The sequence below is a fragment of the Actinokineospora sp. UTMC 2448 genome, assembly GCF_024760565.1.
In the GTDB taxonomy this organism is placed as follows: domain Bacteria; phylum Actinomycetota; class Actinomycetes; order Mycobacteriales; family Pseudonocardiaceae; genus Actinokineospora; species Actinokineospora fastidiosa.
Genome location: NZ_CP031087.1, coordinates 5,509,355 through 5,533,329 on the forward strand (window position 1 = coordinate 5,509,355; position 23,975 = coordinate 5,533,329).

At 72.8% G+C, this 23,975-nt stretch carries 21 protein-coding genes; 5 read left to right on the plus strand and 16 right to left on the minus strand.

The features are described from left to right. Nucleotides 1-152 precede the first annotated feature (152 nt). From Actkin_RS25145 to Actkin_RS25185, 9 genes are all read right to left on the minus strand, one after another. Complete coding sequence (locus tag Actkin_RS25145; protein WP_189213454.1) at nucleotides 153-2,726, minus strand: CHAT domain-containing protein; 2,574 nt, start codon at nucleotides 2,724-2,726, stop codon at nucleotides 153-155. Nucleotides 2,727-2,818: 92 nt separating this feature from the next. After that, nucleotides 2,819-4,522 carry a S8 family peptidase gene (locus Actkin_RS25150; RefSeq protein WP_258904478.1) on the minus strand — a complete coding sequence of 568 codons (1,704 nt, stop codon included), beginning with the start codon at nucleotides 4,520-4,522 and terminating at the stop codon, nucleotides 2,819-2,821. A gap of 214 nt (nucleotides 4,523-4,736) precedes the next feature. Beyond that, nucleotides 4,737-5,816 (minus strand): tRNA 2-thiouridine(34) synthase MnmA, encoded by a 1,080-nt coding sequence (gene mnmA, locus Actkin_RS25155; RefSeq protein WP_258904479.1) that lies wholly within the window; start codon nucleotides 5,814-5,816, stop codon nucleotides 4,737-4,739. Next, on the minus strand, nucleotides 5,816-7,006 hold the full coding sequence (locus Actkin_RS25160) for a cysteine desulfurase family protein (protein WP_189213457.1): 1,191 nt from the start codon (nucleotides 7,004-7,006) through the stop codon (nucleotides 5,816-5,818). Before Actkin_RS25160 ends, mnmA begins: the two co-directional genes overlap by 1 nt. A 113-nt stretch (nucleotides 7,007-7,119) precedes the next feature. Beyond that, nucleotides 7,120-8,466, minus strand: a complete 1,347-nt coding sequence (locus tag Actkin_RS25165; protein WP_189213458.1) for an MFS transporter — start codon at nucleotides 8,464-8,466, stop codon at nucleotides 7,120-7,122. Further along, entirely contained in the window at nucleotides 8,447-9,334 is an 888-nt protein-coding gene (locus Actkin_RS25170; protein ID WP_258904480.1) for a lysophospholipid acyltransferase family protein, read from the minus strand. Before Actkin_RS25170 ends, Actkin_RS25165 begins: the two co-directional genes overlap by 20 nt. Before the next feature lie 2 nt (nucleotides 9,335-9,336). Beyond that, a complete protein-coding gene (locus Actkin_RS25175) occupies nucleotides 9,337-10,101 on the minus strand; it encodes a GNAT family N-acetyltransferase (protein WP_189213460.1) in 765 nt (254 codons plus the stop codon). A gap of 49 nt (nucleotides 10,102-10,150) precedes the next feature. Beyond that, nucleotides 10,151-11,458 carry a sensor histidine kinase gene (locus Actkin_RS25180; RefSeq protein ID WP_258904481.1) on the minus strand — a complete coding sequence of 436 codons (1,308 nt, stop codon included), beginning with the start codon at nucleotides 11,456-11,458 and terminating at the stop codon, nucleotides 10,151-10,153. Then, nucleotides 11,455-12,126: a response regulator transcription factor gene (locus Actkin_RS25185; protein ID WP_258904482.1), complete on the minus strand. Its 672-nt coding sequence runs from the start codon at nucleotides 12,124-12,126 to the stop codon at nucleotides 11,455-11,457. The genes Actkin_RS25180 and Actkin_RS25185 overlap by 4 nt, the downstream gene beginning before the upstream one ends. A 103-nt stretch (nucleotides 12,127-12,229) precedes the next feature. Between Actkin_RS25185 and Actkin_RS25190 the strand changes: the two genes are divergently transcribed. After that, the gene (locus Actkin_RS25190; RefSeq protein WP_258904483.1) at nucleotides 12,230-14,347 is read left to right on the plus strand and encodes an MMPL family transporter; all 2,118 of its coding nucleotides are present in this window, start codon (nucleotides 12,230-12,232) and stop codon (nucleotides 14,345-14,347) included. Here the strand turns inward: Actkin_RS25190 and Actkin_RS25195 are convergent. After that, the gene (locus tag Actkin_RS25195) at nucleotides 14,230-14,931 is read right to left on the minus strand and encodes a creatininase family protein (protein WP_258907989.1); all 702 of its coding nucleotides are present in this window, start codon (nucleotides 14,929-14,931) and stop codon (nucleotides 14,230-14,232) included. The two genes, Actkin_RS25190 and Actkin_RS25195, sit on opposite strands and share 118 nt — an antisense overlap. Next, nucleotides 14,903-16,288, minus strand: coding sequence for a helix-turn-helix domain-containing protein (locus tag Actkin_RS25200; protein ID WP_258904484.1), 1,386 nt, complete (start codon nucleotides 16,286-16,288; stop codon nucleotides 14,903-14,905). Before Actkin_RS25200 ends, Actkin_RS25195 begins: the two co-directional genes overlap by 29 nt. 92 nt (nucleotides 16,289-16,380) lie before the next feature. Between Actkin_RS25200 and Actkin_RS25205 the strand changes: the two genes are divergently transcribed. After that, a complete protein-coding gene (locus tag Actkin_RS25205) occupies nucleotides 16,381-16,992 on the plus strand; it encodes a hypothetical protein (RefSeq protein ID WP_189213464.1) in 612 nt (203 codons plus the stop codon). A 54-nt stretch (nucleotides 16,993-17,046) separates the two neighbouring features. On the opposite strand, the gene Actkin_RS25210 is transcribed toward Actkin_RS25205, so the two are convergent. The 5 genes from Actkin_RS25210 to Actkin_RS25230 all read right to left on the minus strand — a co-directional run bounded on the left by Actkin_RS25210 (nucleotide 17,047) and on the right by Actkin_RS25230 (nucleotide 20,726). Beyond that, a complete protein-coding gene (locus Actkin_RS25210) occupies nucleotides 17,047-18,015 on the minus strand; it encodes an electron transfer flavoprotein subunit alpha/FixB family protein (protein ID WP_189213465.1) in 969 nt (322 codons plus the stop codon). Between the two features lie 27 nt (nucleotides 18,016-18,042). Beyond that, complete coding sequence (locus Actkin_RS25215) at nucleotides 18,043-18,828, minus strand: electron transfer flavoprotein subunit beta/FixA family protein (RefSeq protein WP_189213466.1); 786 nt, start codon at nucleotides 18,826-18,828, stop codon at nucleotides 18,043-18,045. Nucleotides 18,829-19,110: 282 nt separating this feature from the next. Then, nucleotides 19,111-19,488, minus strand: a complete 378-nt coding sequence (locus tag Actkin_RS25220) for a hypothetical protein (protein ID WP_189213467.1) — start codon at nucleotides 19,486-19,488, stop codon at nucleotides 19,111-19,113. Then, nucleotides 19,485-19,703, minus strand: a complete 219-nt coding sequence (locus Actkin_RS25225; RefSeq protein ID WP_258904485.1) for a DUF397 domain-containing protein — start codon at nucleotides 19,701-19,703, stop codon at nucleotides 19,485-19,487. Before Actkin_RS25225 ends, Actkin_RS25220 begins: the two co-directional genes overlap by 4 nt. 159 nt (nucleotides 19,704-19,862) lie before the next feature. After that, nucleotides 19,863-20,726, minus strand: a complete 864-nt coding sequence (locus tag Actkin_RS25230) for a Sco1979 family transcriptional regulator (protein ID WP_258904486.1) — start codon at nucleotides 20,724-20,726, stop codon at nucleotides 19,863-19,865. Between the two features lie 114 nt (nucleotides 20,727-20,840). On the opposite strand from Actkin_RS25230, the gene Actkin_RS25235 reads away from it, so the two are divergent. The 3 genes from Actkin_RS25235 to Actkin_RS25245 are packed head-to-tail and all read left to right on the plus strand — an operon-like array spanning nucleotide 20,841 to nucleotide 23,966. Then, a complete protein-coding gene (locus Actkin_RS25235; RefSeq protein ID WP_189213469.1) occupies nucleotides 20,841-21,665 on the plus strand; it encodes an SAM-dependent methyltransferase in 825 nt (274 codons plus the stop codon). Between the two features lie 28 nt (nucleotides 21,666-21,693). Then, the gene (locus Actkin_RS25240) at nucleotides 21,694-22,461 is read left to right on the plus strand and encodes a class I SAM-dependent methyltransferase (RefSeq protein ID WP_396122833.1); all 768 of its coding nucleotides are present in this window, start codon (nucleotides 21,694-21,696) and stop codon (nucleotides 22,459-22,461) included. Continuing rightward, nucleotides 22,458-23,966 (plus strand): 1,4-alpha-glucan branching protein domain-containing protein, encoded by a 1,509-nt coding sequence (locus tag Actkin_RS25245; RefSeq protein WP_189213471.1) that lies wholly within the window; start codon nucleotides 22,458-22,460, stop codon nucleotides 23,964-23,966. Before Actkin_RS25240 ends, Actkin_RS25245 begins: the two co-directional genes overlap by 4 nt. The last annotated feature ends 9 nt before the right edge of the window (nucleotides 23,967-23,975 follow it).

Consider the following 23,975-nt stretch of genomic DNA (forward strand, 5'->3'; position numbering starts at 1 on the left):
CTTGCGCCCGGATTGGGTGGTTCAGGTCAGGTAGTCAGGGGGATTGCCGTCGGTGGAGGCGGGGGCAGCAGGCGTCATCGCCGAATCCCGGCGACGATGCTTACCAGTAGATGCTGGTCACCCGCGCGAGTCGGAGGGTCACGGGCATTCGGTCAGCCCGAGCCCAGGCAGACGAACGGGCGGCGGTACGGGTCGACGGCCACCGCCTCGGCGAGGGCGCGGGCGGGGGGATGGCCCGCGCGCAGGCGCTGGTGGTAGTCGACCATGGCCGTGGCGGCGGCCTCGTCGCCGACGCGGCTGGTGGCGGCGATGACGGTGGGGACGCCCGCGGCCAGCAGGGCGCCCGCGTAGCCCAGGGCCTCGTCGCCGGGGCGGACGTAGCTCAGCGCCAGCTCGCAGGCCGCCAGGACCACCTGGCGGGGTGGGCGGGGCAGGCGGGCTACCTCGTAGGCGAACAGCGGGCCGTCGGCGAGTTCGAGTTGGGAGAACAGGGCGTTGGTGGACTCGTGCTCGCCGTGCGCGGCGACGTGGGCAAGCGCGGCTCCGTCCAATGCGGACAGGACCTCGGCGACCGTGGCGTGCTCGTCGTCGAGGTCGATCGCGTCGGGGTAGATGCCGCGCAGGGACACGCCCTCGGTCACCCGGCCGGTCAGGTTCGGGCCGCGGGCCAGCAGGACTCGGTCGGACGGCGCGCCCGGCGAGGTCGCCGCGGTGTGCCACGCCGTGGCCGACGGGGCCACCACGACCGGCCGCCCCACCAGCGACGGCAGGCTGCCCCACTGCACCGCGTACAGCTCCCCGGTGGGCACCACGACCAGATCCCGGTCCCCGATGACGGGCAGCAGCGGCCGCACCAGCAGTTCGTCCAGCCTGCCCGCGCTGCGGACCGCGCAGTCGCGCACCACGGCGGCGATCGGCGGCGGCAGCACGTCGGGGGCCAGCGCGTTGAGGTCGTTGTAGAGCCGCGCCGCCCACTCGGCGGCCTCGGCCATCGAGCCCAGCCGGACCAGCCGGGTCACCCCGTCGGCGACGACCACCGCCACCAGGTCCCCGCCCGAGGACGCGTACTCCACCAGGGCCGTCGACCCCAGCGCGGCCGCCACCGCGTCGAGCGGGGCCACCGGGCGCGGCCTGCCCCACGGGCTGGCGTACCAGCCCAGCCGCACGACCTCGCGCTCCAGCGCGGCCGTCTGCTTCTCCAGCGGCGCCACCGGCCTGCCGGACAGCCGGGCCAGCTGCGCCTCCCGCCGCGAGCGCCGCAGCTCCGCGGCCGTCTGGGCGATGCGCGGGTCGTCGATCTCCGGCAGCGGCTCGTAGCGGTAGACCTGGGCGCGGGTGCGCTCCAGCCAGTCGTACAGCGCCCTCGGCCGACCGCGCAGGGTCAGCCGGACGGCCAGCTCGCCGAGCTGGCGGCCGTGCACCGCGGTCCCGCACACCAGGTCCAGCCCGCCCATCCGGTCGCGGGCCGTGCCCAGCTCGGTCAGCCCGGACCGGGCCTCGGCCAGCGCGCGCCTGCGGTTGCCGTCGGCGACGGCGAGTTCGGCCCGGCACAGCCGCAGCAGCATCCGGTGGTCGACCGGCGTGGTGGGCCGCGGCCTCGGCACCTGCGCCAGCAGCGAGCGCGCCGCCTCCCGGTCGCCGCGGCGCAGTTCCAGCCGCACGGCCAGCATGAGCGCCAGGGCGGTCTCGTCGACCAGCCCCAGCCCGCGCAGCTCCTCGGCCAGCTTCACCGCCACCGCGGGCAGCGACCCGGGCACCCGCCCGGCGCTCAGCGCGCCCGCGGTCTCCGCGCGCAGCCCGGCCAGCGCCGCGACGGCCGCCCACCGCTGGTTGCCCCGGCGGATGAACCGCCGCTCCGCCGACCGCGCCCACCTGCGCGCGTCGCGCACCCGGTCGTCGAGCAGCGCGGAGGCGGCCAGGGTCACCTCGACCTCGGCGGCGTCCTGGCCCGCGCGTTGCTTGCGCAGCAGCGGAAGCGCGTCCTCCAGGTGCCGGGCGGCGTCCTGCGGCAGCCCGGCGGCGAGCAGCGCGCGGGCCTGGTCCAGCCGCACTACCGGCACCAGGCTGGGCGCGTGGGCGAGGCACTCGCGCGCCGCGCGCTCGAAGTCGCGCAGCGCGGTCGGCAGGTCGCCGCTCATGTAGGCGATGTAGCCGATGTTGTGCCGGGCCTTGATCCCCACGAGGTTGAGGTCGTAGCGCTCGGCGAGGTCGACGCTGCGCCGCAGCTCTGCGACGGCCCCGGCGGTGTCGGCCCGCTCGATGAACACCAGGCTGCGGTTGATGTGCAGGCCCGCGAGCACGTCCGGGTCGCCGACCCCCAGCTCCAGCACGGTCTCCAGGTGGTGGACCGCGGAGTCGAGCAGCCGCATGCCCTCGTCGCCGCGGCCCGCCCGGATCAGCAGGAACCCGCGCTGCTGCTCGACGAGCCCCTGCAGCTCACGCCGCCGGGGCCCGGCCGGGATCTGCGGGAGCAGGCGCTCGGCCGCGTCGAGCGCGTCGAGCCCCTTGCCCGCCCCCTCCGCGTCGGAGTAGGCGAGGCTGACGAGCACCCGGACCCGCATGGTGACGAGGTCGGCGTCCCCGGTGTGGTCGACGGTGTCGAGCGCGGCGAGCGCCGACCTCAGCGCGGTGCGCGCGTCGGCGAACCGGTAGGCGTAGACGGCCTGCCGAGCCCGCTCCTGGAACCGCCCGGCCCGGCGCAGAACCCGCTCACGGTCGCTGGCCACAGATCATTACAGTACGGACTCCCGCTCAGTATCCCTAAGCTGCCTGCCCGTTCCGCACTCCCTTGCCGTTGCCGGTTTCGCCGCGTCCGCCGTCAGCGCTTCCAGCCCAGCGTCTTGAGGTAGTCGTCGACCTCGGCGAGCGCCGCCGCGGCCCGGTGCGGCCGCTCGGCGACCTCGTCCGGGTCCGGCCGGTCGGCGAGGCGGTCGGCGAGCATGCCCGCGATCACCGGCGTGGCGAAGGACGTGCCCGCCCAGACCGCGAAGCCGGTGGTGAGGTCGTCGCCGTCGGGGCCGGAGCGGACCTGGCCCGCGCTCTCCAGTTCGAGCGATCCCGTGCCCGAGCCCTGCCAGAGCGGGACCGTGGACACCAGCGCGTTGCCGGGCGCCCAGCGGGTCACCCAGTCGCCCTCGTTGCTGAACGCCGCCACGGTCTTGCCGGAGGCGTTCAGCGCGCCCACGGCCACGAGCAGCTCGTTGCCGTTGTTGCTGCCGTCGGCGTTCAGCGCGTGCGCGGCCGGGACGAACGGGCGCGCGGTGGCGTCGTTGCCCGCGGCGGCCACGACCGTGACGCCCAGGTCGGTCAGCTTCCGCACGGCCTCGGCGAGCAGGTACCCGGTCTGGGTGTCGTCGGCCTCGGGGTAGAAGCCCAGCGACAGCGACACCACGTCGACCAGCTTCTCCGGCGTGCCGTCGGCCAGCGCCGCGACGACGCGCAGGCGCAGCCACTCCAGGGCCAGCAGGACGATCCGGTCGGTGGTGACGCCGTCGGTGTGCAGCACCCGCAGCGACAGGATGCGCGCGTCGGGGCAGTTCTGGTGGACCAAGCCGGTCACGAACGTCCCATGGCCGCTGTGCGAGTCCGTCAGCCCCAGCAGGGGCTGCACGACGTCGCGCTGGTCGTTCGGCGAGGCCAGGGACGGCCCGGGCTGGTGCCCGCTCGCGGCGGCCAGCGCGGCCTCGGCGTCGGCCAGCAGCTGCTGGAAGTCCGGCGCGATCTCGACCACCGGGTCGTCGCAGGGGTCGCCGACCGGCAGCCAGGGGTGTTCGCCGATGCCGGTGTCGAGCACCGCGACCACCGGCCGCCTGCCCGCGCCGATGTCGTCGACGTCGCGCCTGCGCGGGCGGGGCATGAACAGCCGGACGGGGTTGCGGCTGCCGGTCGCCAGCGGCAGACCGGCGGGCCCCTGGCCGTGCCCGAACGGCTGGCCGTGGCCGAAGGGCTGCCCGTGGCCGAAGGGCTGGCCGTGGCCGAAGGGCTGGCCGTGGCCGAACGGCTGGCCGTGTCCGAAGGGCGTCCCGTGCAGTTCCACCGATGCCGCTCCCGCCAGGTGCTCCAGTCCGATCCCCTGGGTCTCCGCCGTGCCGAGCTTGCGGCGCAGCCGCACCAGCAGGGCCCACGGGTCGGGCAGCTGGTCGAGGCAGGAGTCCTCGGTCAGCCGGACCAGGGTGGAGACCGGCAGGTCGTCGGAGAGCCGGGGCAGGACCTCCTGCCAGCGCTTGGTCGCGGGCACGACCGCCTCGAGGACGGCGCCCATCGGCGCGATCACCTCGTTGAGGCGGGCGAACGCCTCCGCGTCGCGCACCAGGCGCAGCGGCACCAGCAGGGTGTCGCCCCGGTACAGGGTGGACGCGGGTTTGGCGCCGTCCGGGGTGGCCAGGGCGGACGCCGGGTCGAGGATCCTGGCCCGGTGGCGCTCCAGCAGCGCCACGGCGGGACCGACGGGGAGTCTGGTCCCGCCGCCCGGCGGGCAGTCCTCATCGACGGTCGATCCGGCGTGCGGTCCCATCGTCACCATCGCCCCACCCTTCGTGACGGTCCGTGTTGCTCAAGAGGTGGTGTCTGCCGTTGGTAGTAGAGCATCCCGCGCTCCCCCAGATACGTCGCTCTACATAATTCCTGCGTAACGGGCCGCGGCGAAGTCACAGTGGGGTGAGGGCGGTGACGCAGAGTAGAACTGCTGAGCAGCACTCACTCAATCAGCCGTGTCGGACAGTGATCATGAACCGGGCTCAGGCGCTGGTGGCGCGGATGGTGGCGCTGCCGAGCACGACGTCCCCGTCGGCGTCCGGTCGGTACAGGACCACGGCCTGTCCAGGCGCGACACCGCGCAACTGGGCCTGCGGGCGCACCGTCAGCGTCCCGTCGCGGAACTCCGCGGTCGCCGGGCTGGTGCCGCCGTGCGCCCGCACCTGGGCGACGCACTCGACGACGCCGTCCAACGGCCGGTTGTGCGGCCACACCGCCCGATCGGCCACGATCTCCCGCACGGAGAGGCGGTCGGCCGGTCCCACCCGGACGGTCCCGTCGACCGGCTCCAGCGACAGCACGTACCTCGGCCGCCCGTCCGGCGCAGGCCGGTCGATGCCCAGCCCGTGCCGCTGTCCGACCGTGAACCCGTGCACGCCGGTGTGGACGCCCAGCACCGCACCGGACTCGGCGTCGACCAGCTGGCCGGGCCTGCTGCCGATCCGCGACTCCAGGAACGCGCGGGTGTCCCCGTCGGGGATGAAGCAGATGTCGTAGCTGTCCGGTTTGTCCGCGACGGCGAGGTCGCGGGCGGCGGCCTCGGCGCGGATGTCGTCCTTGGTCGTGTCGCCGACCGGGAACATGGCGTGGCGCAGCTGCTCCGGCGTCAGCGAGGCGAGCACATAGGACTGGTCCTTGCCCACGTCCTTGGCCCGGCGCAGGGTCCCGTCCGCCAGGCGGGCGTAGTGGCCGGTGCAGACGGCGTCGAAGCCCAGCGCGATCGCCTTGTCCAGCAACGCCTCGAACTTGATGCGCTCGTTGCACTTCAGGCACGGGTTGGGCGTGCGGCCCGCGGCGTACTCGGCGACGAAGTCCTCGATGACCTCCTCGGTGAACCGCTCGGCGAAGTCCCACACGTAGAACGGGATGCCGAGGATGTCGGCCGCGCGGCGGGCGTCGTGGGCGTCCTCGACCGTGCAGCAGCCGCGGGAGCCCGTGCGCAGCGTGCCGGGCTTGGCCGACAGCGCCAGGTGCACCCCGGTGACGTCGTGCCCGGCGTCGACCGCCCGCGCGGCGGCGACCGCGGAGTCCACTCCCCCGCTCATGGCGGCCAGCACGCGCATCAGCCGCGCCGCAATCCGGCCAGGCCCGCGGACTGGGCGCGCTCGACCACCGGCCCGATGGCCGCGACGAGCGCGTCGACGTCCTGCCGGGTCGAGGTGTGCCCGAGGGAGAACCGCAGCGAGCCGCGGGCGAGCTTGGGGTCGACGCCCATGCCGAGCAGCACGTGGCTGGGCTGGGCGACGCCCGCGGTGCACGCCGACCCGGTCGAGCACTCGATGCCGCGCGCGTCGAGCAGCATGAGCAGGCTGTCGCCCTCGCAGCCGGGGAAGGTGAAGTGCGCGTTGCCGGGCAGCCGCGACGGGCCGCCGTCCATGGCGGTGTGCCCGGGGTCGCCGTTGTAGATCGCCGACGGGACCGCGGCCCTGACCCGGCGGACGAGGTCGTCGCGCAGGTCGGCGAGCTTGCGGGCGCGCGCCTCGCGCTCGTCGACGGCGACCCGCACGGCCTCGGCCATGGCGATGATGGCGGGCACGTCGAGGGTGCCGGAGCGCACCTCGCGCTCCTGGCCGCCGCCGTGGGCCAGCGGCACGCACGGGACGTCGCGGCCGAGCAGCAGCGCGCCCACGCCGTAGGGGCCGCCGACCTTGTGCCCGGACACCGTCATCGCGTTCGGGCCCGCGGCGGCGAAGTCGACCGGGAGCGCGCCGACGGCCTGGACGGCGTCGGTGTGGAAGGGGACGCCGAACTCGGCGCAGGTCTCGGCCAGCTCGCGGACCGGGTTGACCGTGCCGACCTCGTTGTTGGCCCACATCACGCTGACCAGCGACACCGCGTCGGGGTCCTCGGCGATGGCGGCGCGCAGCGTGTCGGCGTGCACGCGGCCGAAGTCGTCGACCTCGAGGAACGTGACGTCCGCGCCCGCGTGCTCGCGCAGCCAGTCGGCGGCGTCGAGCACGGCGTGGTGCTCGATCGCGCTGACCAGCACGCGGTTGCGGCCCTTGCGGGCCCAGTGGACGCCCTTGACGGCGAGGTTGTCGGCCTCGGTGCCGCCGGAGGTGAAGACGACCTCGCTGGGCCGCGCGCCGAGCGAGGCGGCGATGGACTCCCTGGCCTCCTCGACGGCCCTGCGGGCGCGTCTGCCGGAGGTGTGCAGCGAGGACGCGTTGCCGACGGTGGACAACGCGTTCGTGAGCGCCGTCACCGCCTCGGGGAGCATCGGCGTGGTGGCCGCGTGGTCGAGGTAGGTCATCGCGCCACCAGCGTAACCAGGGCCGTCGCGGGCATCAGGCTCAGCACCCTCCTTCCAACACCGCGGTGGCGGGGAATGTTCCACGCACCGCGATGCCGCACTCACTCAGCGCGTCAGTCGCGCACCCGGGCGAACAGCAGCGCGCCGAGCGCGGCCACCCCGGCCATGGCCAGGTTGAGCACCAGCACGGCCTGCGTGGGGGCCGCGGTGGAGGCCAGCGCGGCCAGCAGGACGCCGCCGGTGCCGACCATCACAGCGGAGAAGACCATGTCCGAGACCTGCAGGGCCGAGGAGGCGAAGCCGCGCTCGCTCTCGGCGGCGTAGTCCAGGGCGAGCACGCTCACCGCGGGGAAGGCCATGCCCATGCCCGCGCCCGCGATCGCCCACCACAGCGACGCCGTCCAGGCCAGCGGCCAGTCCGGGGCGACGAGCGCCATCCCGGCCAGGCCCACCGCCAGGATGGTGAAGCCGATCCGCACCAGGACCGACCGCGGGAGCTCCACCCGACCCTGCCACCACGACGCCGCGGACCAGCCCAGGGCGCCGACGGTGAGCGGCAAGCCCGCCAGCGCGGGCGAGTACCCGTGGACCGCCGTCAGCGTCAGCGGCACAAAAGCCTCCACGCCGAAGAACGCGCCCGCGAACAGACCACGGCCCAACACGACCCTGGGCAACCCAGGGCGCCCGCGCAGGGTCCCGGCGGGCAGCAGGACGCGCAGGGCGGGGGCGAGCAGCACGAGGCCGAGCAGGCCGAGCCACAGCGTCTTGTGCTGGACCGCCCAGGTCAGCGCCGCGATGCCGGTGCCAGCAGCGACAGCGGCAAGCGGCAGTCCCCGGCGCGCCGGTCCGGACGACTCCGTCGACGGCAGGTCGCGCAGCGTCGGGATGAGCAGCAGCACGCCCAGCAGGGCGAGCGGGGCGAGGCCGAGGAACACCCACCGCCAGCCCACCAGCTCGGTGACCACGCCCGCGGCCGTCGGGCCGAGGATCGACGGGACCACCCACGCCGCCGCCAGCAGGCCGAACATCCTCGGCCGCAGGTTCTCCGGGTACACCATCGCGATCAGCACGTAGATCGCGACCGCCTCGGCGCCCAGCCCGAGGCCCTGCAGGAAGCGGGCGGCCAACAGCGTCGGCATCGCCGTCGCCGTGCCCGCCACGACCAGGCCCACCAGGAACAGCGCCGGACCGACCAGCAGCACCGGGCGCGGGCCGATCCGGTCGGCGACGCGGCCAGCCAGCACGGTCGAGATCACGCTCGCGGCGAGGAACGCGGTGAACGGCCACGAGTACAGGTGCCCGCCGTCGAGTTCGGCGAGCATCCGGGGCATCGCGGTGCTGACGCCCAGGTGCTCGAACGCGCCGATGGTGATGAGCAGCAGGATGCCGACGGTCGTCGCGCGGTTCTGCCTGCCCCACAGGGGATTGCCGGTCGGCGCCTCAGCCGGAGTGGTGGTCACCGGCCAATCGTGCACTCTCGACCGCACTGGAGGTCCAGACCGTTCTCGGTGCCGGGATGGTCACGCGCAGTCCCAGCGCGGTGTTCATCGCGGCCTCGGTCAGCGCGGCCAGCGAGCGCCGGTCGTCGGCGCGGCCGGGGGCGATCTCGGCGCAGACCCGCAGCTCCACGTGCAGGCCGCGGAGCCGGGCCACCCGCATCATCGACTCCAGGATCGTCTCGGTGCCGATGAACGCGGGCGCGGGCGTCTCCCGGCCGGACGCCAGGTGGTAGCGCACGGCGACCGGGCGCACCGGCACGCCCGCGTCCAACGCGGACTGGAACAGCGCGGGGCGGAACCGGCCCATCCCCTTGCCGCACCAGGTGGTCCCCTCCGGGCACACGTAGATCATCGAGCCGTCGCACAGCACCCGGGCCAGCTCGTCCACCGCGCCGGGCAGCGCGCGCAGGCTCTCCCGGTCGAGGAACACCGTGCCCGCGCGGGCGATCAGCGTGCCCAGCACCGGCCAGGACCGCAGGTCGGTCTTGGCCATCGCCCGCATCGGGCGCACGGCGTTGAGCGCGGCGACGTCGAGCCAGGAGATGTGGTTGGTCACCACGAGCACGCCGCGCCCGTCCGAGCGGGGCAGGTCGCCGGTGACGGTGAGCCGCACCCCGAAGGCGCCCAGCAGGCCCCGGAAGATCAGCTTGGCCGCCAGCTCCCGGCCGCGCCGCCCGATCAGCGCCAGGAACGGCAGCACCAGGAACGCGCCGAGCACGACGCCGACCGCGGCGGCGAGCCGCAGGACGACCCGGGCGCGGCCGACCGTCGGCTCGTCGCCGTCGAGGCAGTGCGGGCCGCACGGCGAGAGCGGCATGTACGGGTGCATCGCTACTCCCCCAGGAAGAACTTCAGGTAGCGCTGGTCGACGTGCTTGAGGCCGAGCAGCACGAAGAAGTCGGCCACGCCGAAGTCTGCGTCGAGCGCGGGCCGCCCGCACACCCACGCGCCCAGCCGCAGGTAGCCCTTGAGCAGCGGCGGCAGGACGGTGCGCGCGGGCGGCGCCACCGACTCCGGGTGCCACGGCGTCAGCGGCTCCACGCCGTAGCGCTCGTCGGCGAAGTGCTTGGCGCGCACGGTCTGCCAGACGCCGGAGGCGAGCGTGCCGCCGTCGGTCAGCGGGACGGACGCGCACCCGGCCAGCCACTGGTGGCCGGACAGCAGCATGTAGCGCGCGATCCCGGCCCACACGAGGCTCACGACCGCGCCCGTGCGGTGGTCCGGGTGGACGCACGAGCGTCCGGTCTCGACGAGTTCCCCGCGCAGTCCGGACAGCCGGGAAAGATCGAATTCGGTCTCCGAATACAACCCGCCCGCCGCGGCCGCCCGTTCCGGCGGCAGCATGCGGTAGGTGCCCACGATCTGACCGGTCTGGTCGTGCCGGACGACGAGGTGGTCGCAGTGCTCGTCGAACCGGTCCACATCCAGCCCGGCCACCGGCGAGTGGAGGGTGGCCCCCATCTCACCTGCGAAAACGTCGTACCGCAGCCGCTGCGCCGCCTCGACCTCCGCGGAGTCGTTGGCGACGAGGAGCGAGTACTGCGGCGCGTCCGTTCCCGCCTTCGCCGTGCTCAGCAGGACCTGTGAGTGGGTCATGGAATAGGTGTATACGTCCCCGCGCGGGTCCGCCACGGGCTCATTACATTTACTTTTGGATGGAACTTCCGTGAATTGCCGGTTCGGCCGGTATCCGCACCGTGAATTGCGCGCCGCCGCCGGGTGGGTTGTCCGCTGATACCGACCCGCCGTGGGCCCGCGCGATGGCCGCGACGATGGCCAGCCCGAGGCCGGTCCCGGCGCCGCGGCCGTGGAACCGCTCGAAGACCCGTGCCTGGTCAGCGGGGTCGAGACCGGGTCCGTGATCGCGGACGGTCAGCACCGCTTCCGGCCCGTCTCCGGTGACGGTGACCCGTGCCGGTGTCCCCGGCGGGGTGTGCCGGGCGACATTGCCGAGCAGATTGTCGACAATCTGCCGCAGCCGGTCCGGGTCGCCGCGGACCGGGGTCGGTTTGCGGTCCAGTTCCCAGACCCGGTCCGGGTGCACGAGGCGGACAGCGGCGACGGCGTCGGCGCACACAGTGGACAGATCGACCGTTCGGGTGGCGAGAGGACGGAGTTCATCCAATCGGGCCAACAGCAGCAGATCGTCGACGAGCCTGCCCATCCTGGCTGCCTCGGCCTCGATCCGGGCGAGCACCTTGGCCAGGTCGTCCGGCCGCTCCGCGGCGCCGCGGCGGAACAGCTCGGCGTAGCCGCGGATGGCCGCGACCGGGGTCCGCAGCTCGTGCGAGGCGTCGGCGACGAACCGCCGCAGCCGGTCGTTGGCCTCGTCGCGGTCGCGCAGGGCCGCGTCGATCCGGGCGCTGGTGGCGTCGAGCGCGCGGGCGAGGCGCGCGACCTCGGTGCCGCCGCTGACGGGCTTGTCCGTGCCCCCGCCGATCGCGGACGCGGTGTCGACGAGGTCGTCGAGGGGCCGCAGCGCGCGGCGGACGACGAACGGCGCGAGCACCGCGACGCCGAGCAGCGCCGACAGCGCGGAGACGGCCGCGACGCCGGTCGCCCGGCCGTGCAGCGCGTCGGAGGTGTCGGTGCGCATCGCGACGACCAGGGTGTTCTCACCGGAAGGGACGGCACGCACGAGCCAGTCGCCGACGGTGCTGAACCCGAGCGGCACGTCGCCGAGCACCGGTCCGTCGCCCACGGTCGCGATGGGCCCGTCCGGGCCGCGCAGTTGGACGTAGGAGGGCGCGTCGGACTCGGCGAGCACGGCTTTCCAGACGGTGTCCTCGTCGATCCCCTCGGCGGCGAGCCGGTCGCCCACGGCGATGAGGACGTCGTCGGTGCGGTCGGACGCCCAGTCCTGGATGGCCCCGAACAGCGCGCCCACCGCGACGCCGACCCCGGCGGCCACCAGCGCGAGCAGCGTCGCGACGAGCCGGAACCGCAGGCTCACAGCGGGCCTCTCACCACGTAGCCGACGCGCGGGATGGTGTGGATCAGCCGCGGCTCGACCGTGTCCACCTTGCGCCGCAGGTAGGAGATGTAGGTCTGGACCACGCCGTCGTTGCCGCCGAAGTCGTACTGCCAGACGTGGTCGAGGATCTGCTTCTTCGACAGCACGCGGCCGGTGTTGGCCACCAGGAAGCGCAGCAGGGCGAACTCGGTGGGCGTGAGGTCGACCGGGACCCCGGCCCGGCGCACGGTGTGGGCGTCCTCGTCGATCTCCAGGTCGTGGACGGACAACCGGCGGCGCGGCTTGGTGCGGCGCAGGATCGCGCGGACCCGGGCGACCAGCTCGTCGAGGCTGAACGGCTTGGCGAGGTAGTCGTCGCCGCCCGCGGTCAGGCCGGTGACCTTGTCGGCGGGGCTGTCCAACGCGGTCAGGAACAGCACGGGCGTGTCGACGCCGCGCCCGCGCAGGGCCCGGCACGCGTCGAACCCGGACCCGTCGGGCAGCCGGACGTCCAGCACGACGAGGTCGGGGGCGAACGCGCCGACCTTGCTCAGCGCCTCCCGCGCGGTCCCGGCGGTCGTGGTGTCGAAACCGTCGTAGCGCAGCGCGGTCGCCACCAGGTCGGCCAGGTGCGGTTCGTCGTCCACCACGAGGATGCGCGGGTTCACGGGGCACAGTGTGCCCGGCGGTCACCGCCGCGCGGCCGCCTTCACAGGGAACTCCCAGAACGGGCGCAGAGCCGGTGAAGATCGGACGACTGTGCTGGTGCCCATGGAGAGACTGTCGAGATTCGTGCTGCGGCGGGCCCGGCCGGTCGGGCTGGTGATCGCCGCCGCGGTGCTGGCGGGCGGCGCCGCGCTCGCGCTGCTGCTGCCGAGGGTCACCGAGGCGAACGAGTTCCCCGGGCTGCCCGGGTATGCGGCGAACCAGCGGATCACGGCCGAGTTCGGCACCGGCGGCGAGGCGCGGCCCGTGGTGCCGGTGGTCGAGCTGAGCGGGCCCGCGGACCTGACCGCCGCGTTCGCCGCCGTCTCGGCGATGGGCGCGCGCGTGGCGTACGAGGAGCCGGTTTTCGCCGAGGGGAACACGCGCTACGCGCTGGTCTACGGGGGTCCGGTGCAGGCGGGCGGGCTGCCGGGCAGCGCGCTCGGCGAGGGCACCGACCTGGCCGAGCGGGTGCGCGCGGCGATGGCGCCGCACCTCCCCTCCGACGCGCGCCTGCACGTCACCGGCCTGGACGAGCTGGCGACGGGCATAGACGGCGGCGGCGTGGATATGGCGGTGAAGCTGTCGGTCACCATCGCCGCCGCGCTCATCGTGCTGATCCGGGCGTTCCGCTCGCGGCTCGCCCTGGTGCCGCTGCTGACCGCTGCGGTGGCGGTCCCGGTGTCCTTCCTGGGCCTGCTCGCCGCGAGCCTGGTCGTGGACATCCACGACACCACGATGATGATGGCGCCGCTGTTCGGCGTCGGGCTCGCGGTCGACTACGGGCTCCTGGTGGTGAGCCGCTGGCGCGAGGAACGCGCGGGCGGCGCGTCCCCGGTCGACGCCGTCCACACCGCCATGGCGACCGCGGGCCACGCCGTCGGGTTCAGCGCGGCCGTGGTCGCCGTCGGGCTGGTGACCATGGTCGTGCTGCCCATCCCGCTGCTGCGCAGCCTCGGTGTCGGCGGGATGCTGGTGACGGCCGCCAGCGCCGCGGTGTCGCTGACCCTGCTGCCGCTGGTCCTCGCCCGCGCTGGCGCGGTCAAGGCGGAGCGGCGCAGCGCACGGTGGCCGCGCTGGGCGGCGCTGATCGTCCGGCACAAGGTGGCGGCGCTGTCGATGTCCGGCGCGCTGCTGCTGGGGCTGTCGGCGATCGCGCTGACGATCAACCTGCACGTCCCGCGGTCGGCGGACCTGGCCGACTCCGGCCCCGGCCGGGAGGGCCTGACCGCGCTCACGGACGCGGGCGTGCCCAGCGGCGTCCTGACGTCCTTCGACGTCTATGTGCCCGACGCGGGCGCGGTTCCGGCGCTGGTGCGCACCCTGGAGGCGGTGCCGGGCGTCCACGCCGTCGTCTCCCCGGACTCGTGGCGCTCCGGCGACGCGGCCCTGCTGGGCGTCCTGCCCGCGGCGGAGGGCGAACCGGGCCTGGCGACCCTGGACCGCGTCCGGGAGGCCGTCCCGGACGGCGTGCTCGTGGGCGGCAACATCACCCAGCAGGAGGATTTCCTGGACGCGGCGTACGACGCTTTCCCGTGGATGCTGGCGATCCTGTCGGTGGCCACGTTCCTCCTGCTGGCCCGGGCGTTCCGGTCGCTGGTGCTGCCGCTGAAGGCGATCCTGCTCAACCTGCTGTCCCTCGGCGCCGTCCTCGGCGCGACGGTCGTCCTGTGGCAGTGGGGCTGGGGAACCGAGACCCTGCTCGGCATTCAACCGGACGGCGCAGTGGGCACTTTCGTGCCGATCACGGTGTTCGCGTTCCTCTTCGGACTGTCCATGGACTACGAGGTGTTCCTGGTCTCCCGCATGCGCGAGGAGTACGACCACACCGGCTCGACCCGCGCGGCCGTCGTCAACGGACTGGGCAGCACGGGCAGGCTCATCACGAGGGCCGCGCTGATCCTGTTCTGCTCCTTCGCCGCGATGTCCCTCGGCGGCGAACTCGACGTGGCCGTCTTCGGCTCCGCCGTCGCCATCGGCATCCTCCTGGACGCCACTCTGATCCGCGCCATCCTGGTCCCCGCCGCTGTCGCCGTCATGGACCGCTGGAACTGGTGGTGGCCGGGCTACTCGCGGAGGAGGCCGAGCAGGCGGGCGAAGGACTCGGTCAGCGACTCCACCGCCGCCCGCCCCTTCTCCGCCGAGCCGAGCGACGGCCGCCCGATCACCCCGGATTCGGTGTAGCCCTTCATCCCGAGCAAGTGCAGGTACGGCCGCGCCGTCGCCTCGTGATCGGCGTCGGCGCGGCCGTCCCCGACCGAGTCCGGGTGGGTGTGGAGGAGGATGGAGGTCTCCCACTCACCGCCATGCATGTCCTCGCTGGCGCAAGTCGCCATGCCAGCGTCCTCACGTGCCTTGGCGATGTCGTCACGCCCGGGGAACAGCGCGACCTTCCGCCCGGTGACGTTGGCCTCCTGAGCGATGTTCGACAGCACGTAGTTCCCACCGTGCCCGTTGACCATCACCAGCCGATCGATGCCCGATCGCGACAACGAGGCCCGGATATCGCCGATCATCGCGATCAGCGTCCCCGCCCCGATACTCACGGTGCCCGGATAACCCTCGTGTTCGTGCGAGCAGGAGATGGTGATCGGCGGCAGGCAGAACAGCCCGTGCCGCTCCGCGATCCTTCCTGCGATCGCACAGGCCACCAGAGTGTCGGTGGCCAAGGGAAGATGACCACCGTGTTGCTCAAAGCTCCCCACCGGGAGGACTGCGACCTCTGCTCCCCGCGTAGCCTCATCGACGGACGTCGCCATGGTGATCATGGACACCTCGCTCACCAGTTCCCAACCTGAGGGGCCGCAGCAGCGTCTCCATAGTCCGGATGTGCTCACCGGCCCTCATCGTCCGAAGCCGATCCCCCACCCGCGTCAGCAGCGCGATGACGCGGTGAGAACGGGTTTCCGCCGCGAGAGCGACACAACTCCGCGCGACCTCGACGGCGTGCTCCGGCTGCGATCCGGCCGCGTGCGCGAGGGACAGCCTGGCCAGGCACACCCCGAGATCACGCCGGTACTGAGGTTCCCACCGGGCCAGACTCCCGCGCAATGCGCCGATCGCGACCTCGGGGCGACCGAGTTCTATCCAGCAGTCCGCGGCTTCCATCTGCAGGTACGCGGGCGTGCAGTAGCTCCCGAGAGCGCCGGACGGTTCAGGGGCCCGCTCCGCCAGATCGAAGGCGAAGGCCAACGCACGCTCGCAACTGCCTGCGTCACGTCTCCTCGCGTGCACGTGCGCCTGCTGACGAAGCGCCAAGGCGCGGAGCGTGGGCGAGATGCGATCGGAGTACGCGAGAGCCGATTCCGCCAGCCGGAGAGCGAGTTGATGCCGACCCGCTTCACCGGCGATGTTGCTCCGGCGCATGAGGATGTAGGACGACAGCGAAGCGTCGCCTACCTCCCGCGCGTAATCGGAGGCTTCGTGCGACGACCGCATGGCGTCGTCCAAAGCGCCCGAGTCCTGGTAGACCCATCCCTCGAACTCCGCGTACCGGGCCGCCACTCGAAGCAGCGCGGCGCGGTCGGCGCCCCGGGCACTGCTCAACCGCTCCTCGACATACCGGCGCTGGTGCGGGATCAGCGCCAGAAGCGCGCGAGGACCAGCCAGGTTGTCCGTGACCGCGTGGAGGTCGAGCGCTCTCAACAGCGAATCGGCGAGCAGCGAGGAGGTGCTTGAGCTGCCAGCAGGCACGAGTGGTCCGCCGGGCAGGGCCACGACCTCACCCTCGCGGGGGAATCGAGGCGCTTCCTCGGGCAGGTCGAACCAGAGCAGGTCCGCGGGAATTCTCAACACTCGTGCGTAGTGGACCAGCTTGCTCAAGGTGTCGACCCGGTTCCGCCCGGACTCGACGCGGCTGAGTTGCGACTGGGAGATCCCCAGCCACCGAGCCACCGTTTCCTGGGGCAGAGCCCTATGTCCGTGCACCGGGTGGTAGCGGTAGGCGCGAACGAGGGCGCCCATATCGCGGTCGGCGAACGCGTGCGCCAACGGAGGGGCGATCCAGAAGTCACGGGGACGCAAGGGAGCACGCATCTCACCCTCCTGCTCGCACTCCGCGCAGAACTGGTCACCACGCGTCAGCTCCACGGTATCGGCCGGTCTCGCCAGCGCTATGCGCGCCACGCATACAACTCATGCCTTCGACGTGCGTCCGGCCCGCCGACGGCCGCCTAGGTTCCGATCCGGAACGACCGGCACTCCAGATCGGATGGCGAATGATCGAGGTCAGCGACGGCCGGGTACCGTACGTCGCCGCATGGAGCGGAGAGCGGCGGCTGGCGGCCCGCGTGGTCCGGTCGCCCTGCGGCAACGGGATCGGGTACTGGGACGAGACCCTCGTCGACCGGGACACCAAGGGCGTCCTCTGGGCACGGGTCGAATCGCGTCCGGGCGCAGGAAGACCGCTGTTCGGCGAGGTTCATTCACTACGCCAGCGACGGGTCATGAAGCGGCTGCTGTGCCAGGTCTGCGCCGGGCTCCCGGACCGTGGCCCGGACGGCGTGCTGTGGGTGATGCCGGACTTCCGCGGGGACTGGCCGAGGTGGCCGGACGGCATGGCCACCTATGACGCTCCGGTCTGCATGCCCTGCGCTCGAACCGCGGCCAGGCTCTGCCCCGGCCTGCGCGGTGGACTGGTCCACGTCCGGTCGAGGTCCCACCCGATCGTCGGCGTCCGGGGAGTGCGTTACCGGCCGACGCCGACGGGTCCGGTGGCGATCGGCAACGCCGTCGTCGCCCACGACGATCCCGCGATCCGGTGGACCGTCGCCCATCAACTCGTCCGGCAGTTGAACCAGTGCCGCGTCGTGGAGCCGATCACCCGGTGAAACGCCGAAGGGGCGGCTCCCCACCGGGAGAGCCGCCCCATCGACAACGCACCATCAGCCCTTGCGCTTGGTGACTTCCTCGGTCAGCTGCGGGGCCACGGCGAACAGGTCGCCGACGACGCCGAAGTCGGCGATCTCGAAGATCGGGGCCTCGGCGTCCTTGTTGACCGCCACGATCGTCTTCGAGGTCTGCATGCCCGCCCGGTGCTGGATGGCGCCGGAGATGCCCAGGGCGATGTAGAGCTGCGGGGACACCGTCTTGCCGGTCTGGCCGACCTGGAACTGGGCCGGGTAGTAGCCCGAGTCGACCGCGGCGCGGGAGGCGCCGACGGCCGCGCCGAGGGCGTCTGCCAGCTTCTCGACGACGTCGAACTTCTCCGCGGAGCCGACGCCGCGGCCGCCGGAGACGACGACCGACGCCTCGGTCAGCTCGGGGCGGTCGCCGCCGATGATGGGCTCGGTGCCGGTGACGCGGGTCGCCTTGGCGGCGTCCGCTGCGGGGACCTCGACGGTCTCCTCGGCGGCCGCGCCGTCGGCGGCCTCGGCCTCGACGCCGCCGGGGCGCACGGTGACGATCGGCGTGCCCTGGGTGGACTTCGACTTGACGGTGAACGCGCCGCCGAAGATGCCCTGCACGGCCACCACGTCGTCGCCGGACTTCTCGACGCCGACGGCCTCGATCAGCAGGCCGGAGTCGGTGCGGACGGCCAGGCGGCCCGCGATCTCCTTGCCCTCGGCCGTGGCCGGGATCAGCACCGCGGCGGGGGACTTGGCGGCGACCAGCGCGGCCAGCACGTCCACCTTGGGCGTCACCAGGTAGGTGTCGACGTCGGCCGACTCGGCGACGTACACCTTGGCCGCGCCGTAACCGGCCAGCGCGTCCTTCACCTTCCCGGCGGTGCCGGGCGCGGCGACCACGACGGCGGCGGGCTCGCCGAGCCCGCGGGCCGCGGTCAGCAGCTCGAAGGTGACCTTCTTGACCTCGCCGTCCACCTGGTCGACGAGGACGAGGACCTCGGACATGTCTCGTTCTCCTTTAGTGGACGGGAATCAGATGAGCTTCTGGCCGACGAGGAACTCGGCGATCTTCGCGCCGCCGTCGCCCTCGTCCTGCACCCGGGTGCCCGCCGCGCGCGGGGGCTTCGGGGCGGCCTCCAGCACCGCGGTGCTCGCCGCGGCCAGGCCGACCGAGCCCGCGTCGATGCCGAGGTCGGCCACGGTCAGGGTCTCGACCGGCTTCTTCTTGGCCGCCATGATCCCCTTGAACGACGGGTAGCGCGGCTCGTTGATCTTCTCGCCGACGCTGACCACGGCGGGCAGCGACGCCTCCAGGTGCTGCAGGCCCGCGTCGGTCTCCCTGGTCACCTTGATGGCGGAGCCGTCGATCTCGACCTTGCGGGCGTGCGTGAGCTGCGGGAAGCCGAGGACCTCGGCGAGCATCGCCGGGATCGCGCCGCCGCGACCGTCGGTCGCCTCGTTGCCCGCGATCACCAGGTCGACGCCATCGACCCGGCCGATCGCCGCGGCCAGGACCTTGGTGGTCTGCAGCAGGCAGGCGCCGTGCAGGGCCTCGTCGGAGACGTGGATGGCCTTGTCGGCGCCCATGGACAGGGCCTTGCGGATGGCCTCGGTGGCCCGGTCCGGGCCGACGCACAGCACCGTCACCTCGCCGCCCTGGGCCTCCTTGATCAGCAGCGCCTCCTCGACGGCGCGCTCGTTGATCTCGTCGAGCACCGCGTCGGCGGACTCGCGGTCGAGCGTGTGGTCGCTGTCGGAGAGTTTGCGCTCCGAGTAGGTGTCTGGCACCTGCTTGACCAGGACAACGATGTTTGGCATGGGTCTTCTTCGACCTCCCGGGTACGAGCAGCCGACCGAAGCGGCGCGACGTGCCGATTGTCGTGCGGTTCGGCCGACCTTGCCATGAGGCGCGGCCGCACGGCACGGTGGCCTTTGCCACGGCCGATGTTACTAGCCAGTAGGAGGCGGGCAACCCGGGGGTCGAGGTGACGGTACTTACAGAAACGGAGGCCACCCCGGGGCGGGGATGGCCTCCGTCGTGCGAGCGTTCCCATCGGGCGCGGTGATGGGACGCGATGGGCGCTGAACGGTTCCTCGCGACTACGCCGTCGCGGGCAGCCACTTCGCCCGACCCGGGGCGGTGGGCACCCAGCAGCCGCTCACCGGCTTCGATGAGCGGGGCCGGTCCTCCCCGGGAATGTGGTCCTCCGGCAGCGCGAGCAGGGCGCCCAGCACCTCGCTGGCCGATCCCTCCCGCCTCCAGAGAGTCCTAGCGGGCCGGGTGATGTCGATCGTCTCGCCCGGCATCCTCGACGCGAGGGCGTCGTCCTCGGCGCGCAGCCGGACGACGTCGATCACGCCGTGGTGCACCCGGACCCCGACGACGGCGGTCAGCTCGCCGTTGGCGTCGCGCGGGTGCAGGAACTCGAAGCCGCGCCCCACCAGCGCGCGCAGTTGCGACTCCGTGTCCGATTTCACCGCGTGAAACCCCTGATCACCTCGGCGACGGAGCCGGGGAACACCAGGGCGGGACCGGTGGGGCACTTCGAGTCGCGCACGGCGGTGCCGCCGTCGAGCGGGGCCAGCTCGACGCAGTTGCCCACCGCGCCGCTGCGGCTGCTCTTGCGCCAGTCGGCGCCGATCAGGGACGCGGCCGGGACACCGTTGCGGATCACGAGGAACCACCTTCCCACTCTGCTCACGGTAAGTGCAGATGCACGTGCATTCGGTTGTGATGACGCTAACACGTGCAAGGGGTCGGGAAAATGCACGTGCATCCGCACAAACCAAGTGCACCCGAACGCAGTAGTTGCGTAGTTGATCACTTCACCGTGATCTACGCAGAGTGATCCTTACAGCTCAGCGCGGCGCTTGCTCAGCAGCTGCCGCGTGCGGTTCGGCGTCTCCGCGTCGACCGTCAGCCGGTCCACGACCCGGCTGTACTGCTCGATCTCCTCCAGCCGGTCGAGGTAGAGCGCGCCGGTGAGGTGCTCGATGTAGACGAGGTCGGGCAGCTCCGGCTCGGCGAAGCGCATCATCGTGAACGCGCCCTCGGCGGCGTACCCGCTCAGGCCGTAGGGCACGACCTGCAAGGTGATGTTGGGCAGGCGGGTGATCTCCAGCAGGTAGTCGATCTGCTCGCGCAGCACCTTCGGCCCGCCGATGGGCCGGTGCAGCACGGACTCGTCGACGACCGCCCACAGCTTCGGCGCGTCCGCGCGGTGCAGGACCTTCTGCCGGTCCATGCGCAGCTTGACCCGGCGCTCCTGTTCGGCGGTGCGGATGTCGGGGCGGCCGTGGCTGACAATCGCGCGGACGTAGTCCTCGGTCTGCATGAGGCCGGGGACGAACTGCAGCTCGTAGGTCTGGATGCGGGAGGCGGACTCCTCCAATCCGACGAAGTCCTGCAGCCAGTTGGGCATCAGGTCGCCGTAGCGGTGCCACCAGCCCGGGTTGTTGGACTCCTTGACCATCTGCAGGTACTCGCCGACCTCCTCGGGGTCGGTGACGCCGTACATCGCCAGCAGGTCGGCGACGTCGCGCTCCTTGAACCCGACCCGGCCCAGCTCCATCCGGCTGATCTTCGACTCCGAGCCGCGGATGCGGTAGCCCGCCTCGCCCCTGGTGATCTCGGCGGCCTCGCGCAGCCTGCGCAGCTGCGAGCCGAGCACGATCCGACGCGCCGTCGGCCTGCCTTCCGGGCGTCGCTCAACCACGGGCGCCTCTCCCCTTGATCGAAAAAATGAGCCTCTTGCCGCCAGCGCTGAAGGGAGGATACTCCTTCACTGCACATCGTCCATGATCGACGACGCTCTGTGAGGACTCCCCGCATGACCACCCACCAAGACGTCCCCGTTTACATAGACACGTCCAAGGCCAGCATCGCCCGGGTGTACGACGCTTTCCTTGGCGGCAAGGACAACTACGAGATCGACCGCGAGGTCTTCCACCGCGTGCAGCGGGTCGCGCCCGAGGCGGCGACCCTGGCCTTCGACAACCGGCAGTTTCTGATCAGGGTCGCCCGGTTCGTCGCCGCGCAGACCGGCATCAAGCAGTACCTCGACTGCGGGTCGGGCCTGCCGACCGCGGAGAACACCCACCAGGTGGTGCAGCGGCTGGAGCCGGACTCGACGGTCGTCTATGTGGACAACGACCCCGTCGTGCTGGCGCACGGACGCGCGCTGCTGGAGGAGAACGAGCTCACCCACTTCATCGCCGAGGACATCTTCGAGCCGGAACGGCTGCTGGAGAACGAGACCCTGCGGCGGCACCTGGACTTCGACGAGCCGATCGCGCTGTTCCAGATGGGCACGATCCACCATTACAACGGGGATCGCTCGCCCGTCGACATCATGCAGACCTACATCGACGCGCTGCCGTCGGGCTCGGTCGTGGCGATCAGCCACTTCTACGACCCCGAGGACGGCGGCGAGCTGTCCACTCTGGCCCGCCGCATGGAGGACGTGTTCCTGCACAGCCCGATGGGCTCGGGCCTGTTCCGCACCCAGTCGGAGATCGAGGCGATGTTCCCGGGCCTGGAGATGATCGATCCCGGCGTCGTGCTGTGCGCGTCGTGGTGGCCGGACGGCCCCCAGCTCAAGGAACTGGACCCGGTGTCGCGGTGCATCGCGGGCGGGGTCGCCCGCAAGCCCTGAGGCTACCGACGGGTAGTTCCCGGGGGCCATGGGTTACCGTGCCCCAGTGGCCACGGACACGACCCCGCTCCCGCTGACCGGTGAACGCACCGTCCCGGGCATCGTCGAGGAAAACTACTGGTTCCGCCGCCACGAGGTCGCGTATGCGCACCTTGCCCACCACTGCGCCGACGCCGTGGTGCTGGAGGCCGGGTGCGGCGAAGGCTACGGCGCCGACCTCCTGGCCGGGACCGCGCGCCGCGTGCTCGCCCTCGACTACGACGCCCACACGGTCGCCCACGTCGCCAAGGCGTACCCGCGCGTCGCGGTGGCGCGCGGCAACCTCGCCGGTCTCCCGCTGCGCGACGGCGCGGTGGACGTGGTGGCGAACCTGCAGGTCATCGAGCACCTGTGGGACCAGGAGGGCTTCCTCGCCGAGTGTCGGCGCGTGCTGGCGCCCGGCGGGGCCCTCCTGGTCACCACGCCCAACCGGATCACCTTCTCCCCGGGCCGCGACACCCCGCTCAACCCGTTCCACACCCGCGAGCTGGCCGGGCACGAGCTGCGCGACCTGCTCGTCGACGCGGGCTTCACCGTGGAGTTCCTCGGCGGCGTCCACCACGGGCTCCGGCTGCGCGAGCTGGACGAGCGGTTCGGCGGGTCGATCATCGACGCGCAGATCGACGTCGCGCTCGCGGGCGGGGCGTGGCCCGCCGAGCTGCTCGAGGCCGTCGCGTCCGTGCGCGCCGAGGACTTCGTGATCGGCGAGGACGACATCGACGCCTCCCTCGACCTCGTCGCGGTCGCACGGGCATGAGCGAGCCGATCGGCGGGTTCGCCCTCGTCCTGCACAGCCACCTGCCCTGGCTGCCGCACCACGGCGGCTGGCCGGTCGGCGAGGAGTGGCTCTACCAGGCGTGGGCGCACTCGTACCTGCCGGTGGTCGACCTGGTGCGCCGCTTCGCCGCCGAGGGCCGCACGGACGTGCTGACGCTGGGCGTCACCCCGGTCCTGGCCGCCCAGCTCGACGACCCGTACGCGCTGCGTGCCATGCACGACTGGCTCGGCAACTGGCACGTGCGCGCCCAGTACGCCGCGGTGAACTGGCGCTCCGCCGACCACCGCCTGCGCGAGCTGGCCGCCGCGGAGTTCCGCGCGTCGGCGTCGGCGCTGGCCGACTTCGAGGCGAACTGGCGGCACGGCTTCTCCCCCGTGCTGCGGCCGCTGGTGGACGCGGGCGTGATCGAGCTGATCGGCGGCCCGGCGACGCATCCCTTCCAGCCGCTGCTGGACCCCCGCGTCCGCGGTTTCGCGTTGCGCGCGGGGTTGGCCGACACCGCGCGCCGGATCGGGCGCCGTCCGCGCGGCATCTGGGCACCCGAGTGCGGGTACGCGCCGGGAATGGAGCACGGGTACGCGAAAGCGGGCGTCGAACGGTTCCTTGTGGACGGTCCCGGCCTGCACGGCGACACCGCCTTCGCCCGCCCGGTAGGCGATTCCGGCGTCGTCTGCTTCGGACGCGACCTCGAGGTGACGTATCGCGTGTGGTCGCCGAAGGCGGGCTATCCCGGCGATCCGGCCTACCGGGACTTCCACACGTACGACCATCCGTCGGGGTTGAAGCCCTCGCGGGTGACCGGCCGATCGGTCGCCCCGGAGCACAAGAAGCCGTACGAGCCGGAGCTGGCCGCCGAGGCGGTCCGGCGGCACGCGCGCGATTTCGTCGACACCGTCGTCGCACGGCTGCGGGAGCTGCGCGACCGCCACGGCAGGCCCGCGCTCGTGGTGTCGGCGTACGACACGGAGCTGTACGGGCACTGGTGGCACGAGGGCCCGGCGTGGCTGGAGGCGGTGCTGCGGGCGCTGCCGGCGGCCGGGGTCGAGGTCACCACCCTGGGCCGGGCGCTGGACCGCTACCTGGGCGAGCCGGTGGAGCTGCCCGCGTCGTCGTGGGGCTCGGGCAAGGACTGGCGGGTGTGGGACGGCGCGCAGGTCGCCGACCTGGTCGAGGCTAACGCCGCGCTCCAGGCGGACCTGCTCGACCTCGCCGCGCCCGGCCGGACCCGCGACGCCGCGCGGGACCAGGCGGCGCGGGAGGCGCTGCTGGCGCTGTCCAGCGACTGGGCGTTCATGGTGACCAAGGATTCGGCGGCGGACTACGCCCGCCGCCGCGCGAAGGTCCACGGCGAGCGGTACGCCGAGCTGGCCTCGCTGGTGCGCGCGGGCGCGACCGAGCGGGCGCGGGCCCGCGCGGGCGAGCTGTGGGCCGAGGACGGCGTGTTCGGCGCGCTCGATGCGCGCGACCTGCTTACTGCCGAGTAGGGTGTCCGG